The sequence below is a fragment of the Micromonospora sp. WMMD1219 genome, from assembly GCF_049315215.1.
Taxonomy (GTDB): domain Bacteria; phylum Actinomycetota; class Actinomycetes; order Mycobacteriales; family Micromonosporaceae; genus Micromonospora; species Micromonospora tulbaghiae.
Genome location: NZ_CP186057.1, coordinates 1,959,956 through 1,975,000 on the forward strand (window position 1 = coordinate 1,959,956; position 15,045 = coordinate 1,975,000).

General features: G+C 72.1%; 13 protein-coding genes (1 of these 13 running past the window's edge). 3 read left to right on the forward strand and 10 right to left on the reverse strand.

The features are described 5' to 3' along the window. Positions 1 to 83: 83 nt before the first annotated feature. The 6 genes from ACN27C_RS09445 to ACN27C_RS09470 form a co-directional block, all read right to left on the reverse strand. Positions 84 to 887 carry an aminoglycoside N(3)-acetyltransferase gene (locus tag ACN27C_RS09445; RefSeq protein ID WP_422750954.1) on the reverse strand — a complete coding sequence of 268 codons (804 nt, stop codon included), beginning with the start codon at positions 885 to 887 and terminating at the stop codon, positions 84 to 86. Beyond that, entirely contained in the window at positions 884 to 3,190 is a 2,307-nt protein-coding gene (locus ACN27C_RS09450; protein ID WP_422750955.1) for an FxsB family cyclophane-forming radical SAM/SPASM peptide maturase, read from the reverse strand. The genes ACN27C_RS09445 and ACN27C_RS09450 overlap by 4 nt, the downstream gene beginning before the upstream one ends. A 6-nt stretch (positions 3,191 to 3,196) precedes the next feature. Then, positions 3,197 to 3,370 (reverse strand): hypothetical protein, encoded by a 174-nt coding sequence (locus ACN27C_RS09455; protein ID WP_013289092.1) that lies wholly within the window; start codon positions 3,368 to 3,370, stop codon positions 3,197 to 3,199. A 274-nt stretch (positions 3,371 to 3,644) separates the two neighbouring features. Further along, positions 3,645 to 5,345, reverse strand: coding sequence for a hypothetical protein (locus tag ACN27C_RS09460; RefSeq protein ID WP_422750956.1), 1,701 nt, complete (start codon positions 5,343 to 5,345; stop codon positions 3,645 to 3,647). 72 nt (positions 5,346 to 5,417) lie between these two features. Beyond that, entirely contained in the window at positions 5,418 to 5,906 is a 489-nt protein-coding gene (locus ACN27C_RS09465) for a hypothetical protein (RefSeq protein WP_422750957.1), read from the reverse strand. A 10-nt stretch (positions 5,907 to 5,916) separates the two neighbouring features. After that, positions 5,917 to 7,962 carry a hypothetical protein gene (locus ACN27C_RS09470; RefSeq protein ID WP_422750958.1) on the reverse strand — a complete coding sequence of 682 codons (2,046 nt, stop codon included), beginning with the start codon at positions 7,960 to 7,962 and terminating at the stop codon, positions 5,917 to 5,919. A 311-nt stretch (positions 7,963 to 8,273) separates the two neighbouring features. Here ACN27C_RS09470 and ACN27C_RS09475 point away from each other — a divergent pair, with 311 nt between their 5' ends. Together ACN27C_RS09475 and ACN27C_RS09480 are read left to right on the forward strand one after the other, a co-directional pair. Next, the gene (locus ACN27C_RS09475; protein WP_358191596.1) at positions 8,274 to 9,812 is read left to right on the forward strand and encodes a non-reducing end alpha-L-arabinofuranosidase family hydrolase; all 1,539 of its coding nucleotides are present in this window, start codon (positions 8,274 to 8,276) and stop codon (positions 9,810 to 9,812) included. Between the two features lie 178 nt (positions 9,813 to 9,990). After that, the gene (locus ACN27C_RS09480; RefSeq protein ID WP_121684376.1) at positions 9,991 to 10,284 is read left to right on the forward strand and encodes a DUF4287 domain-containing protein; all 294 of its coding nucleotides are present in this window, start codon (positions 9,991 to 9,993) and stop codon (positions 10,282 to 10,284) included. Positions 10,285 to 10,429: 145 nt separating this feature from the next. Here the strand turns inward: ACN27C_RS09480 and ACN27C_RS09485 are convergent, their stop codons facing one another. The 4 genes from ACN27C_RS09485 to ACN27C_RS09500 form a co-directional block, all read right to left on the reverse strand. Then, complete coding sequence (locus ACN27C_RS09485) at positions 10,430 to 10,951, reverse strand: alpha/beta hydrolase (RefSeq protein WP_120574091.1); 522 nt, start codon at positions 10,949 to 10,951, stop codon at positions 10,430 to 10,432. Positions 10,952 to 11,021: 70 nt separating this feature from the next. Further along, the gene (argS, locus tag ACN27C_RS09490; RefSeq protein ID WP_422750959.1) at positions 11,022 to 12,740 is read right to left on the reverse strand and encodes an arginine--tRNA ligase; all 1,719 of its coding nucleotides are present in this window, start codon (positions 12,738 to 12,740) and stop codon (positions 11,022 to 11,024) included. Between the two features lie 271 nt (positions 12,741 to 13,011). Next, complete coding sequence (gene trpS, locus ACN27C_RS09495; RefSeq protein WP_357898662.1) at positions 13,012 to 14,070, reverse strand: tryptophan--tRNA ligase; 1,059 nt, start codon at positions 14,068 to 14,070, stop codon at positions 13,012 to 13,014. Positions 14,071 to 14,347: 277 nt separating this feature from the next. Then, on the reverse strand, positions 14,348 to 14,791 hold the full coding sequence (locus ACN27C_RS09500) for a PRC-barrel domain-containing protein (RefSeq protein ID WP_357898665.1): 444 nt from the start codon (positions 14,789 to 14,791) through the stop codon (positions 14,348 to 14,350). 122 nt (positions 14,792 to 14,913) lie between these two features. Here ACN27C_RS09500 and ACN27C_RS09505 point away from each other — a divergent pair, with 122 nt between their 5' ends. Continuing rightward, a protein-coding gene (locus ACN27C_RS09505) for an SCO4848 family membrane protein (RefSeq protein ID WP_120572650.1) crosses the window boundary here: on the forward strand, positions 14,914 to 15,045 show its 5' portion. 120 nt of this gene lie beyond the right edge of the window; only the first 132 of its 252 coding nucleotides appear in the window; it begins with the start codon at positions 14,914 to 14,916; its stop codon lies off the right edge, out of view.

The following is a 15,045-nucleotide window of genomic DNA, read 5'->3' on the forward strand; positions in this document are numbered from 1 at the left end:
AATGATCACGCGCTGCTCCCCGGTCGACACGATACGGCGTCTATCGATCAGGGTAGAGAGGTTGCGCTCGGGTTACCAGGCCCTCACCGTCCGATGTGGGCGTCCATCCACGCCACGGCGGCGCCCACCGCGCCGGATATCGGCAGCAGCCGGGCCGGCGCGTCGCCGACCGTCCCGTGCCGGGTGAACGCCGCCCGGTCCAGTTCCGCGCCGATCTCGCTGAACAGGGCCGCGTCGAGGTGCGGCGCCTCGAAGTCGAGCCGTTCCCGGCGGCCGTCGCGCACCACGTAGCAGCGGTACGGACGCCGCTGCGGCGGGCGGCGCAACCGGTACTCGGCGAGGTGCAGCGCGGTGCATGTCGCATAACCGACACCGAGCAGCAGCGTCCACGCGCCGGCCGCCTCCAGGGCGGCCAGCGGGGACCGCTCCCCGAGGTGGGAGTCCAGGTCGTGGACGCGCATCAGATCCTCCGCCCGGGGCCCCCACGCGCTGAACGACGTCTGCGGGTGCCGGCTGCGGACCGCGCCGGGCAGCCGGCGTACGTGCTCGGCGAACGCGCCGACCCCGAACGACGGTGTGACGGCCGGGTCGAAGCCGGGCATCCGGTCCTCGTACGCCAGGCGTTCCTCTTCGGTGAGCCCGGCGGTCGCGGCGCGGTACGCGGCGCTGCTCACCGAGTTGTCCGGGGTCTGCGCCGGGACCACGACGGTGCCGGCCGGGCCCACGGCCGTGCGCAGCGCCGCGGCCAGGGCGTCCGCGCCACCGTCGACCGGTCCGAGCGCGCGCAGGGAACAGTGCACGAGCACCACGGCGCCGGGGCCGAGCCCGAGCGCGCGCAGGTCGGCGGCGAGGGTGCCGGCCCGGTACGCGGTCCGGGCGGCGGTCACGACGGCCACCCGGACATCGAGCGGGCGACCTGCCGGACCAGCCGCGATCCCGCCGGGGTGAGCGCGTCCGCCCGTTGCAGCGCGCCGATCGCCTCGGCCGTCCAGTCGCGGTACCGGCGGTAGACCGCCTGCGCGCCGTCGACCTGGCGGCCGGCCCGGATCCGCCAGATGTCGGCCACCGCCGCGTGCGCGTAGATGCCGTGCAGGACGGCCTCCGCGGGCCGGGGGTCGGGCCGCCAGCCCACTGTGATGTCGATCGGCCGGGTGCCGTCGACCAGGTCGCAGATGTCCAGCAGGGCGTTCATCTTGCTGTGCTGGAACTCGTGCACGAGCAGCACCGCGAGCGATCCGGCGTCGGTCTCCGTGGCCGCGACACCGCCGAACGCCTGCCGCGCGGTCGACGCCTCGCTGACGCCGGTGCCGCTGCGCCGCAGCGGCACCACGGCCCGCAGCCCGGCGCGCAGCTCCTCGGCGTGGCCCGGCACCTCGTCCCGGATCACCCGCCACGCAGCCGCGAACGTCTCGGCCCAGCGCGCGGCGCCGGCGTCGTCGAGCCGGTCACCGGCGGGCAGCCGGTGGCAGTCGCGGTGCGGGTCGCCGTCCTCCAGCAGGACGCTCACGTCCGGCGCGGTGAGCACGCGGGCCGGCCACCACCTCGGCGCGTCCCCGGGCGTCCCGGGCCGGACCGTGACCGTCACGTCCCCGGCGCTCACCCGCAGCGAATTCGCGCCGGTCTCGACCCGTGCGGCGCCGTCGCCCACCTCGGGCAACAGGACCGTGCCCACCGTCGGCAGGTGCAGACGGCCGGATCGCACCGGTACGTCGAGGCGTACCGGCGTGCCGGCGTCGAGCGCGGCGGCGACGGCGAGCGCGGTCAGGTAGTCCGGTCCCTGCCGGGCGCCGGTGCCGGTGCCGGCGAGGCAGTCGACAGCCCACGCCCGCACGTAGGGATGGGCCGCGATCCGGGCGACGGATTCCGGTGCGCTGCGGTCGAGGGCGGTCAGCGCCTCCCAGCCGTCGGCTCCGGCCCCGCCGGCCGGCAGCCGGTCGGCCACCTCGGCGAGCAGCGCGCGGACGATGGCGATCTGCGCCTCGACGAGCCGGCCGATGGCGACCCGGTCGCCGGTCAGCGCCGCGAGGCGGTCGATGAAGTCGTCGGGCAGGCCGGCGTCGAGCCGGACGGGTGCTGGTGGGTTCTCGTTCACGTGCACGATCAGCTCTTTCAGATCGGCGCAGTAGACACTCGGATGGTCGAAGTGCCCGGCGCCGTACCGGTGGGCGAAGAGTCCGCCGCCGCACTGGTCGACCACCGGGCACCGCCGGCACTCGTCGCTGAGCCCGGCCCGGCCGGAGCGGCGGCGGGCCAGGAGCGGGTCGGCCGCCACGTCGTCGGCCGCGTGCGAGAAGACGGTCATGCCGGTGGACGGCGCGCCGTCGTACGCGGTCTTGAGCGAGTCCGCCTGTTCCCACTCGCCGTCCGTCTCGATCACCGCCAGGTCGACCGGGTCGAGACCGAGCCACTCGGTGCCGCTGGGCCCGCCCGCGGCGGTGGACAGCAGCGAGTCGAAGAGGCGGACGGAGACCGGCCGGCCGTCGGCCCGCCAGCGGTCGTAGACGGCACGCAGCCAGTCCGCGTACGCGGTGCCGTCGCCCGCCGGCCGCCACGGCGGGTCGTCCCAGGTGGCGTGCGGGAGCAGGAAGTCGATCCGCGGAGGCTCCTGGGCGAGCAGTGACTCGTACACCGCGATCGGGTCGTTGCGCACGTCCACGGTGCACAGCAGGCCGGAGTAGATCCGCCGGTACGCCGGGCGGCGCAGCAGGGCGAGCGCGCGGAGCACCTGGTCGTAGCTGCCGGCACCGGACCGGAAGCGCCGGTGCCTGTCGTTGGCGGCCCGGTCGCCGTCGAGCGATACGCCGACCGCCACGTCGTGTTCGGCGAGCACGTCGCAGAGCCGCTCGGAGAGCAGGACGCCGTTGGTCTGCATGCCGAGCCGGAGCCGGGTGACCGGGCCGACGACTCGCCGGAGGTCCGCGAGCACCTCGCCCAGCCGCTCGGCGCCGAGCAGCAGCGGCTCCCCGCCGTGCAGGATGACAGTGACGTCCGGCAGGGCGTGGGCCGCGGCGTGTTCGGCGATCCGCCCGGCCGCGGCCCGGAGCACCTCCGGCGTCATCCGTACCGGTCGGCGGCGCCAGCTCTGGTCGGCGTGTTCGTAGACGTAGCAGTGGTCGCACGCCAGGTCACACCTGGCGTGCACCTTGAGGACGAACTCGGTGAGCGCCGCGCGGGCGGGCCCCGGGGCCATCGGGGATCAGATGAACGACGAGAACTTCGCCGCCGGGATCCGGGTCTGATCGAGGTGAGCCGCCATCACCCGGCGCACGATGGGGGAGATGTCCGCGGCGGAGAGCCGGTCGAGCGGCTCCGCGCGGACCCTGCCCAGCGAGACCGGGGGCTCATCCTGGCGCAAGGGTGCGGTTGTCATGAGTCTTCCTTAGGTTCGTGTACGCCGGCCGAGCACAGCGGCGACGGCCAACCTAGTGCCTCTGGGGGATCCAGCACCATCGACCCACCGGTGGGGAGACGGTTCTTTTTGGACGGTTCGCCGGCCGGCGCCGTCGTCGCCAGGGGGAGCGACCGTAAGGGATCAATTATGCGCCTTTTTGCCCATCTGGACCACGAATCGAAAGTTCAGACTTTGCCAGAAATCGTCCACCCCGATCCCCTGGTCAGGCGAGGGATCGGGGTGGACGAGCGGCTCAGACGGCCGGGCCGCTCCCGGATGGTGCGCCGAGGTGGATGCCGACGTCGGCCGGCTCGGTCATCTGGTCGTACGCCCTGGTCCGGAGCCGGTTGGTCTGCACCTCGCCGTCGAGCAGCGCCGCCCGCAACGCCTCCGCGTCGCTGATCTCCTTGGCGGTCACCGCGTCGGCTGCTGTCGTGGCCCCCTGCACCACCTCCAGATGGGTGCCGTCGGTGGGCATCAACTCGGTCCACTTCGCCAGGCAGTACACCCGCTCCGGCACGTCCTGGCACTCGGTGGTCAGCTCGGGCATCTCGTCGCCGCTGCCGAGGTGGCCGGTCCGGTACGTCGTCAGCTCGTCCACGAACGCCGTCAGCTCGCGCTCCACCTGCGGCGCCAGGCTGGTCGCCACCACCTTGCCGAAGATCCACCGCAGCGCGGTCAGCTCCATACCGGCCCGCACCGGCAGGTAGAGCTTCGCCCAGCTCGCGTTGACGAAGTCGCCGGGGTCGCGCTCCGGGGCGCGGGCGTCGCCGCCGGACCACCAGCCGGGGTACGCCACGAACGACGCGCGCTCCCAGTCGAAGACGCGGTGCCAGAAGTCGATCTCCCACGCCTCGTCCCGCACGCTGGCCGGGAAGTGTGCCTCCACGATCTGCGAGACCATCTCGTTCACCGGGGAGAAGCCGGCCCGCAACCGCGCCTCGAACTCGTCCCCGGCCGTCTCCGCAGCCGCCAGTGCCTCGTCGCGCCGGTCCTGCCACTCCTGGAGATCGGTCAGGTAGCCCGCGACGAGCGCGTTGTACGCCGCGTCGTCGGCGGTCTGGTCCACCACCGTCGGGGTACGCCGGAACCCGGCGGCGAGCTGCACGTCCGCGCCCGGACCGGCCAGCCAGCTCCGGGCGCCGACGTGCACGCGTACGCGCAGCACCGGCCGGCCGTCCGCCTCGGTGACCACCGGCACGCCCACCACCCGGGCGGCGATCGCCTCGGGCGGGCGGCGGGTGATCAGCGTGAGGTTCTGCCGGATCGTGTCGATGTCGCCGTCCCACTCCCAGCCGGCGTCGAACGCGACGTCGACGTCGTAGTCGGCGCTCATGTCACCGGTGAGTCCCCACTTGTCGAGCGTGACCACGGGGGAGTACACGACGCGCGTCTCCACCGCTGCGGGCGCGCCACGCGGCGGGCGCTCCGGCTTCACCGGCATCGGGGGCAGCGCGGCGACCGCGTTGTCGCGGATCCGCTTCCGCCCGTCGACGATCTTCTGGGCGAAGGCGAACGCCGGATCCTTGATCGTGGGGGCCCAGCAGACCCGTGCCCCGTACCGCTCGTGGGCCAGCTCCAGCCGTTGCAGCACCTTGAAGTAGTGCAGTGTGATCGGCGTGGCCCGGTTCGGGTTGCGGACGGTGCGCTTCGAGGAGGACTCCGTACCGGTCTCGCTGACCAGCTTGAAGTCGGTCTTGTGCTGGGTGCGGTAGCGCGCCGCGACCTTCGAGGTGGCGGTCCGGCTGTCCTTGACCGCGCGGCGGCTCGTCTCCTGGCTCGCCGCGGTGACGCTGGTGGCGAAGCCGATGGTGTGGCTGGCGTTGAAGGTGCCCCAGATGCCGGTCGGGCTGGTGTACTGGCCGGTGTGGCTCGCGTTGAGCCCCCAGGTGTCGGTGAGCGACTTCTGCCGCTCGAAGCCCTCCTGGAGTTCGGTGGTGAGCGCGCTGGTCAACTCGACGTCGGTCTGCTGTTCCGACTCGTTCTGCTCCTCCAGGGTCAGCTCGCGCTTGGTGTAGGTGCGCTGCTACAGCACCGCCTCCTCACCGGGGGCGAGCGCCAGCGCGTAGACGTGCTCGCCGAGCGCGAAACCCACCGGCCGGATCCGGGTGCGGTCGAGGAACGCGATGCCCACGTCGGACTGGAGCAGCCCGGCGAGGAACTCCGCCTGCTGGTCGCCGAGCAGCGTCTGGCGTCGCGCCGGCGGCTCCCGGTACGACATGCCCGAGTCGGCGCCGGGCAGCGCCTCGGTGGCGGCGTCCATCTCGTTGGCCTTCCACAGGTCGGCCAGGCCGAGTTCCTTGAGCAGGTGCGGCAGCCGGTCGCCGTCGAGCCCGCCGTAGCGGATCGCCTCGATCAGCGCCTGCTTGACGTAGAACGGCAGGATGGGCGTCTCGCCACCGCCGAAGGTGAGCCGGACCGGTACGAAGTAGTTGGAGTAGACGTACCGGTCGGAATGCGCGGTGCTGAAACCAAGCGTCGCCGGATCGGCGTCGGCGACGACGACTCTGCCCATCGGTGCTCCTCTACAGCGGCAGTTCGAACAGGGCGTGCAGCCCCCGGTACGTCATCTCGTGCGAGGTGACGAAGAATCCGGGGAACAACTGGCTGAGGGCGGCCTGGCGGACGACCGTCTCGCGTACGGCGTGCGCGGTCAGTTCTTCGAGACCGGCGACGACCTCGGCCGGCACACCGCCCTTCACGGCTCGCTGGTACGCCTCCGCGATCGCCTCCCAGCGACCGTCGAACGTCTCCCCGAGGTCGTCGGCGACGGTTCCCCAGGTCTTCTCGAAGCGCTCCAGCTTGGTCGAGGACGTCCAGTCGACGTTCGTGACGCGGGCCGCCTCGGGGTCGACGAGCAGCAGGTCGGAGCGGAGGTCCCCGACAGTGGTCGACGCCTTCCACCGGAACCGTTCGGCGAGGTGGCCGGCGAGCGCCTTCTCCGCTCCGGTCGCGGCCGGGTTGCCGGTGAACCCGACGAGCCGCAGCAGCAGATCCCGGTCCGGGTGGCCCAGCAGCATCTGGGCGACGGTCTGCCGTAGCACCGCCTCGGAGCCGCGCAGCGCGGGCGCCAGCTCCGGGTGGGCCGCGCGGACCGCCTCGACCACTGTCGCCAGCGACTTCTCCGCGAACGCCTCCAGGCCCGGCGACCGGCCGACGAGCTGTGCGACCTCGGCCGCCATCCGCCGGTGCACCTGCTGACCGAGCCGCCACGGTTGCGCCTGCCCGGCCTTGCGCAACGCGCGGAACTCCTCGTACGCGACGGTCTGGAGCGACCGGTTGAACGCGGTGGTCAGTCGCTGCTCGAGTTGCCGGGCGACGGCTGCGCGCACGACGGCTGCCTGGATGTCCCGGGGTGTCTTCGGCGGCTTCAGCTCGCGCAGGTTCTCGACCCGCTTGATGATCTCGTCGAGCGCCTCGTTCAGCTCGGCCCGGGTCGCCGCCCGGCCGGCCGACGACACCGTCTCCGACATGCTCGCCATCAGCACGGGCCGGCCGTCGAGGCTGACCAGCGCGCCGAGCCGGGTGCCCGCACCGGCGCCCGCGAACGCCTCGGCGTGCGCCGCCTGGTTGAACACAGTCAGGGTCAGTTCGGCGTCGACGAGCAGCGCCCGGCCCTGCCGGAACAGCGCGTCGAGCACCTTCGGCGGAAAGAGTGTCCGCAGCACCGCCAGGCCCACCTGGGGCGTGGCGACGATCGCCGCCCGGCCGATCGCCACCAGCAGCGCGGCCGTCTGGGCGGTCAGCAGGCGCGCCTCCCGGGCGCCGGCGAGCAGCAGCGGCACGTACCGGACGGCGGCGCGCACCGCGACGCCGCCGAGCAGCCGGGCGAGCTGCACCAGGCCGGTGAGCACCTGGTACAGGTCGCCGGCGACGCGCCCGAGCAGCCGGCCGGCGGCGAACGGGTCGAGGTCGTCCAGGTGGCGGGCGAACTCGGCCGCCCACCCGCGCCACAGCGCCAGCAACCGATCCGGCACTGTGGTGGGGTCCAGCGCGGCCACGATCCCGGCCAGCGCCTGGCGTACGACTGTGGCCTGGTCGGCGAGGCGCTGGACACCGGCGCGCGGGTCGACCGTGAGCACGATGAGCGTGGTGAACTGCTCCTGCTGGAGCCGGCCGATCAGCTGCACGAGCTTGCCGAGGTCGACCACCACCGTCGCGACTGACTCCCCGACGCCGACGGCGAATCCGTCCAGGAACAGCTTCGGGTTGATGCCGTTCCAGGCCGCGTAGTGCCGCATCGCGTCGAGCAGTGCGGGATCGAGACCGAGCAGGTAGCGGCGGAACGCGCCGTCGGTGTCGACGTCGGAGGCGGCCAGGTCGAAGAACGCCTCGGCCAGCCGTAGTCGCGCGAGCATCGAGACCAGGTCCCAGACGTTGTCCGGGGTGATGCGGCCGGTCATCGCGGCCAGCACCCGCTCGCGGGTCATCGACCTGGTGGCGTGGGCGTCCAGCCAGTACTTGACGGTCAGCGCGACGAACTCCACGCGCGGATCCTGGGTGCGTACGCCGAAGACCGCGGCCCGGTCCTCGGCGGACACCCGCGGCACGCCGAACCAGTCCCGGATCATGACGGATTCGTCCGTCGGCTGCCCCAACTCCCCCACCACCCCTCCAGCCGTGTGCACTGTCGGGCCGTGGTGCGGGCGGCGGTAGTGCTGGGTCGAGAAGCTGACATGGCCCGGTGACGTCACGCGCCCACCAGCCATCGACTGTTACGACTTGACGAACGACGTGTTATCGCTCACAGTCGATGGCACAGGGCGGCGGCTTGGGCGGCTCACCGGGCGGGCGCCGCTGGGCGCGTGGCAGGCCGGGTGTGGGATCAGTGCGCTTCGACGGATTGTTAGCGCTCACAACATGTCTGATCTGAGGGAGGAACATGTTTGCTTTCGGTAGGTCCCCATCGACTGTGTCGCCGCCACGACGGCGCGGATGGCTGCCGCGCGTCGTCGCCACCGGCGCGGCAGCGCTACTCGTCGGCGCCGGCGCCGTGGCGGTCGTGTCCGCGCCCGCCGCCGCCGCGAGCGTCGACACGAGCGCCTGGTACGTCCTGGTCAACCGCAACAGCGGCAAGGCGCTCGACGTCTACAACCTGGCCACCAACGACGGCGCGCGGATCACCCAGTGGACGCGCAACAACGGCAACCAGCAGCAGTGGCAGTTCGTCGACTCCGGCGGCGGCTACTACCGGCTGAAGTCACGGCTGTCCGGCAAGGTGCTCGACGTCTACAACTGGTCGACCGCCAACGGTGGAAGCATCGTGCAGTGGTCCGACACCAACGGGACCAACCAGCAGTTCCGGCTGGCCGACTCCGACAGCGGCTACGTCCGCCTGATCAACCGCAACAGCAACAAGGTGGTGGAGGTCCAGGGCGCCTCGACCGCCGACGGCGGAAACATCGTCCAGTACGACGACTGGAACGGCGCCAACCAGCAGTGGCAGCTCGTCCGGGTGGACGGCGGCGGCAACCCCACCACGCCGGCGCCGACCACGCCGCCTCCGGGTGGCACGTGCAACCTGCCGTCGACGTACCGGTGGTCGTCGACTGGGGCGTTGGCGCAGCCGCGCTCGGGCTGGGTGTCGCTGAAGGACTTCACAGTGGTGCCCTACAACGGGCAGCACCTGGTGTACGCGACCACGCACGACACCGGGTCGTCGTGGGGGTCGATGAACTTCGGGTTGTTCTCGAACTGGTCGCAGATGGCTTCGGCGTCGCAGAACGCGATGTCGTCGGGGACTGTGGCGCCGACGTTGTTCTACTTCGCGCCGCGCAACATCTGGGTGCTGGCCTACCAGTGGGGGCCGACCGCGTTCTCGTACCGGACCTCGACGAATCCGACGAATCCGAACGGGTGGTCGTCGGCGCAGCCGCTGTTCACCGGCAGCATCTCCGGTTCCGGTACCGGCCCGATCGATCAGACGCTGATCGCCGACGACCAGAACATGTACCTGTTCTTCGCCGGTGACAACGGCAAGATCTACCGCTCCAGCATGCCGATCGGGAACTTCCCCGGCAGCTTCGGCTCCAACTACACGACCATCATGTCGGATTCGACGAACAACCTGTTCGAAGCCGTGCAGGTCTACAAGCTGCAGGGCCAGACCCGCTACCTGATGATCGTCGAGGCCATCGGCTCGCAGGGCCGCTACTTCCGGTCCTTCACCGCCACCAGCCTGGGCGGCTCGTGGACCCCGCAGGCCGCCACCGAGTCCAACCCGTTCGCGGGCAAGGTCAACAGCGGCGCGACCTGGACCAACGACATCAGCCACGGCGAACTGATCCGCACCACCGCTGACCAGACCTTCACCGTCGATCCCTGCAACCTCCAACTGCTCTACCAGGGCCGCTCGCCCAACTCCGGCGGCGACTACGGCCTCCTGCCCTACCGGCCCGGGCTGCTCACGCTCCAGCGCTGAGCGCGTACCCCGAGATCTGGAGAGCCCCGCCCGCGTGATCGCGGGCCGGGCTCTCCGGCGTCTCGCCCGGCGATCGTTGACCCGGAGGCAACGACGGTGGCCCGGTCCGTCGTTGATCGGAGCCGCGCCGCCCGGGAGGGTGGAGTTGTCACCACCTCCCGGACGAAGGGTTGAGCAGATGTCCTTCCAGGCGTACCTCGACGCGATCGAGGACAAGACCGGCAAGACCCCGCGCGTCCTGGTCGACGAGGCCAAGGAGCGCGGCTACGACACCGCCGACGTCAAGGCCGGCGTGATCGTGGGCTGGCTCAAGGACGAGTACGGCCTCGGCCGGGGACACGCGATGGCCCTGGTCCACGTGATCAAGAACGGGCCGAAGATCAGCGCCAAGCACGTCGGCTCCACCGGCTCCCACCGCGACGACAGCGACACGCTGTGGTTGGACGGCAAGGCTGCCCGAGCCTCCGCGTAGCGGGGCGTGGACAGCGACGCCTATCGTTCGCCCCATGGGAGCGATCAAGCCGTGGCACATGTCCGTCCTGGCGCTCTGCTGCCTGCTGCCGCTCATCGCGGCAGTGGTGGCGGTGATGTGGACGCGGCGGAGTCGCCGCTGACCGTCAGCGGCCGGCGACGAACTCCTCCACCGCGGTGCAGACCCGCCCGAGCGCCTCGGCCGAGGCCGCCAACGGTCCGGGCACCATCATCGAGTGGTCGGCGTCGGCGACCTCCACCACGTACGGGGTGAGCCGGCGCGCCACCGCACCGTCCCAGACCCGGTCGGCGGTGCCGCCGGCCAGCAGGAACGGCGCGGTGGCCCGGCCCAGCGGCTCCCGTACCGCGGGGTCGGTCAGCAGCGGCGTCAGCCAGACCGCCGGGATGCCCCGATCGGCGGCGAGCGGGGCGGCGAAACTGCCGAGCGACTTGCCCACGAGCAGGTCCACCCCGGCGTCGAGGACCGGATCCAGCTGCTCGGCGACCCACTCCGGCGCGCTGTCGAGGCGCAGATCCCCGATCGACCGCCACGTCACCTCGTGCACGTCGAAGCCGAGCCGGCGCAACGCCTCACCGATGTAGACGAAGAGCGGACCCCGGGTGTCGTAGCCCCGTCCCGGAGCGAGTACCGCGCGTCGATCCGCCATGGTCGCCACCCTCTCGTTCGATCGATGCGTCACGCTAGCCGCCGCGCGGGCTTCCCGTGACCCCTCGGCCTCACAACCGTTCCGGGGTACGGATGCCGAGCAGGTCCAGGCCCTGCCGCAGCACCCGCCCGGTCAGCTCGCACAACATCAGCCGGCTCTCCCGGATCGGCCCCTCGGCCCGCAGCACCGGGCAGCGCTCGTAGAACGCGCTGAACGCGACCGCCAGCCGGTGCAGGTACGCGGTCAGCCGGTGGAACTCCAGGCTGCCCGCCACCTCGTCGACCACCGCGGCGAAGCCGACCAGTTCCATGGCGAGCGCCCGCTCGGCCGGCTCGGCCAGCGAGACCTCCGCGTCCGGGCGCGCCGCCGCGCCGGCCCGCCGGAGGATCGACCGGACCCGGGAGTACGCGTACTGCAGATACGGCGCGGTGTTCCCGTCCAGCGACAGCATCCGTTCCCAGTCCAGCACGTAGTCCTTCTGCCGGTCGCCGGACAGGTCGGCGTACTTGATCGCGCCGACGCCGACCGCGCGCCCCACCTCGGCGGCCTCCGCCTCGCCCAGCTCCGGATTGCGCTCCCGGGCCAGCGTGGTGGCCCGCTGGACCGCCTCGGTGAGCAGCCCGGCCAGCTTCACCGACCCGCCGGCCCGGCTGCGCAGCATCCGTCCGTCAGAGCCGAGGATCGAGCCGAACCCGACGTGCTCGGCCCGCACCGGCGCGGCCAGCCATCCGGCCTGCGCGGCGACCGCGAACACCATCTCGAAGTGCCGCCGCTGCGGCAGCCCGACCACGTAGAGCAGCCGGGTCGCGCCGAGCGCGCCGGTCCGGTGCCGCAGCGCGGCCAGATCGGTGGCCGGGTAGCCGTACCCGCCGTCGGACTTGCGCACGATCAGCGGCAGCGGCTCGCCGTCACGGCCCACCGAGCCGGGCGGGAACACGCAGTCCGCGCCGTCGCTGCGCCGCAGCAGCCCGAGCCGGTCCAGCTCCCCGACAGTCGGGGCGAGCTGGTCGTGGTAGCTGCTCTCGCCCCGGAAGTCGTCGCCGGTCAGCGTCACGTCGAGCAGGTCGTACACCGTCAGGAAGTAGCTCTCCGACTGCGTCACCAGCAGCCGCCACAGCCGCAACGTCGCCGGGTCGCCGCCCTGCAACGCCACCACCCGCTGCCGCGACCGCTCCCGGAACGCCTCGTCGTCGTCGAACTTCGCCCGCGCCGCCTTGTAGAACCCGTCCAGGTCACCCATGGACAGCTCCTGCGCCGCCCCGGCCTCGCCCAGGTCGAGCAGGTGCTCGATCAGCATGCCGAACGGTGTGCCCCAGTCGCCGAGGTGGTTGGCGCGCAGCACCCGGTGCCCGAGCCACTCCAGCGTCCGCGCCGCCGCGTCCCCGATCACCGTCGACCGCAGGTGCCCGACGTGCATCTCCTTCGCCACGTTCGGCCCCGAGTAGTCGACCACCACCGTCTCCGGCTCGGCCACGGGCGGCACGCCGAGCCGCGAGTCGGCGGCCATCACGGACACCAGCCCGCCGAGCGCGTGCCCGGCCACCGTCAGGTTCAGGAAACCCGGACCGGACACCTCGACCGCCGCGCATACGTCGGCCAGCGCCGCGCGCTCCCGTACCTCCGCGGCGATCTCCCGCGGCGGCCGGCCGAGCCGCCGGGCCAGCCCCAGCGCCGCGTCGGACTGGAAGTCCGCGTGCTGCGAACGCCGCACGGCCGGGTCCACCGGCCCGCCGGCCACCGCCGCGAACGCAGGCGCCAGCCGGTCGGTGAGCAATCTTTCAAGATCCATGAGTACGCCGATCTCGCTGTGGATCCGCCGCGCGGATCACCTGACGGGAACGCGACGGCGGAGCGAGGACGATCGATGACGACCGGCGGCTCGATCCGCCGGTCGCAGGAGGGGAAGGCTCAGCGCAGGCGGTCGCGGGACCGCCGGCGTCGCAGCGCGCCGAGCCGGACGTCGGAGGACGTCATCGGGTACGCGTGCGAGCTGGCCATGTCGGCAGCGTAACCGGCCGGTCCGGGGTCGGCGCAACCGCGTACCCCGGACCGGCTCGTGGTCAGGCCGAGGTCGCGACGGCCTTGCGGTAGCGCTCGGCCCGGCGCCGCACCTGGGTGTACGCGCTGCTCAGGCCCATCGCCCGGCGGACCTCGACGAGCGTGCGACGCACCTGTTCACGGGTCCGCTCGGTGCCGGTGACGATCAGCTCGTCGACCAGGCCGGGCTGCGCCTCGAAGCGGGTCCGGCGCTCCCGGATGGGGTCCAGGAACCGGTTGAGCGCCGTCGCCAGCGCCTCCTTGACCTCCACGTCACCGACCCGGCCGGCCCGGTAGCGGGCCTTGAGGTCCGCCACCTGAGCCCGGTCCGGGTTGAAGATGTCGTGGTACTCGAAGACCGGGTTCCCCTCGACCGTGCCGGGCACGTCGGCGCGGACCCGGTTCGGGTCGGTGTACATCCCCATCACCTTGCGGCGCACCGTCGTCGCGTCGTCGGAGAGCGCGATCGCGTTCCCCTTGCTCTTGCTCATCTTCCCGGCGCCGTCGGTGCCGACGAGCGTGGGCGTGTCCGACATGATCATGTCGGGGACCGGGAAGACCTCGCCGTAGAGGTGGTTGAACCGCCGGGCGATCTCCCGGGTCACCTCGACGTGCGCGGCGTTGTCCTTCCCGACCGGCACGACCTGTCCCTTCACGCAGAGGATGTCGGCGGCCTGGAGGACCGGATAACCGAGCAGGCCGTACGGCATCTCGTCCTTGCCGGCGTCCCGGGTCATCTCCTTCAGCGACGGCACCCGTTCCAGCCGGGGCACCGTGATGAGGTTCTGGAACAGCGTGTTCAGGTCGCCGACCTCGGGGATCGCGGACTGGAGGTAGAACGTCGCCCGTTCCGGCTCCACCCCGGCGGCCAGGATGTCGGTGACCATCTCGCGGGCGTTGTGGGCGACCTGCTCGATGTCCGCGCGGCTGTTGCGCGTGGTGAGCATGTGCAGGTCGGCGATGATGAAGAAGCTCTCGTAGCGCTGGTGCAGCCGCACCCGGTTGGCGATGCTGCCCACGTAGTGGCCGAGGTGCAGTCGCCCGGTCGGGCGGTCGCCGGTGAGCATGCGTGCAGAGGACATGGTCGTACGCCTTTCGTGCCGTTCGCTGGCGGGGAAACGACCCGGGTCGACCGGGTCGGTGGAGCGGGCTCGTCAGAACGAGCGCCGCCATCGCCCGCCGGCGCGGAAACGGAGTCCGCCGGCACGGAGTACGTCGAGGATCTGCTCCCGGCCGTCGACAGCGTGGCCCGGGAGACCGCTGCGGGTCTCCGGGAGGCAGCTGCGCGGCCGGACCATGACTGACACGGTATCCGCTCACCGGCCTGCGCCGCTGCCTCCCGCAGTGCTCCTGCCGGGCTTACTGCTGTCGATAGCTCTCGGTGTAGTAGCTGCCGACCCGCTCCCGGTAGTCGGGGTGCGCGAAGTGGTCGCTGTCGAACGCGGGGGACTCCTTCACCTGCTCCCGGGTGCGGTCCACGTGCACGACGCGGTCCAGGTGGTCGACCTGGGCCACCGTCCCGGCCGGCAGCAGCACCTTCTTGCCGAAGATCCACGGGCCGGTGTCCACCACCAGGTACCGCGCGTCGGCGTCGTCGCTCGCCTCGTCGATGGAGCCGATCCGGCCGTCCGTCGCCTCCACCCGGTAGCCGGTGAGGTCGATCGGCGTACCCGGGCCGGGGGCGTCCGGGCCGTCGTCCGCCTCGCCGGTGCGCTGTTCCGGCACGTCGCCCGGCCGGGTCTGGTCGTACCCACCGGCCAGGGCGGACGGATCCCGCCAGGTCCACGGGTTGAACGGCTGCATCGGTGGCACCTCCGTCGAATCGGCTCGACAGAACAGTGCCCCGGGGGCGGGAACGGAAACGCACGCTGCGCCGGCCGCGGGCCTGACCTGGGCGGACGGCCCCGCTGGCATACTGGCCGACCATGGTCCTGTCACGTGGTTGGTCGCTGTTCCTGGTCGCCGTCGGCGTCTGGACGTGGGCGATCTGGCCGAGGTTCGCGGTCGCCATCTGGAACGACGAGCGCGCCTGGTCGGCCGGTGCCGTCGGCGAGGGC

Bases quoted from the DNA above. Each gene is read 5' to 3' on its own strand.
- ACN27C_RS09455 (WP_013289092.1), bottom strand. From the start codon at position 3,370: ATGACAACCGCACCCTTGCGCCAGGATGAGCCCCCGGTCTCGCTGGGC.
- argS (WP_422750959.1), bottom strand. From the start codon at position 12,740: ATGGATCTTGAAAGATTGCTCACCGACCGGCTGGCGCCTGCGTTCGCG.
- ACN27C_RS09465 (WP_422750957.1), bottom strand. From the start codon at position 5,906: ATGGGCAGAGTCGTCGTCGCCGACGCCGATCCGGCGACGCTTGGTTTC.
- trpS (WP_357898662.1), bottom strand. From the start codon at position 14,070: ATGTCCTCTGCACGCATGCTCACCGGCGACCGCCCGACCGGGCGACTG.
- ACN27C_RS09480 (WP_121684376.1), top strand. From the start codon at position 9,991: ATGTCCTTCCAGGCGTACCTCGACGCGATCGAGGACAAGACCGGCAAG.
- ACN27C_RS09475 (WP_358191596.1), top strand. From the start codon at position 8,274: ATGTTTGCTTTCGGTAGGTCCCCATCGACTGTGTCGCCGCCACGACGG.
- ACN27C_RS09470 (WP_422750958.1), bottom strand. From the start codon at position 7,962: ATGATCCGGGACTGGTTCGGCGTGCCGCGGGTGTCCGCCGAGGACCGG.
- ACN27C_RS09450 (WP_422750955.1), bottom strand. From the start codon at position 3,190: ATGGCCCCGGGGCCCGCCCGCGCGGCGCTCACCGAGTTCGTCCTCAAG.
- ACN27C_RS09485 (WP_120574091.1), bottom strand. From the start codon at position 10,951: ATGGCGGATCGACGCGCGGTACTCGCTCCGGGACGGGGCTACGACACC.
- ACN27C_RS09500 (WP_357898665.1), bottom strand. From the start codon at position 14,791: ATGCAGCCGTTCAACCCGTGGACCTGGCGGGATCCGTCCGCCCTGGCC.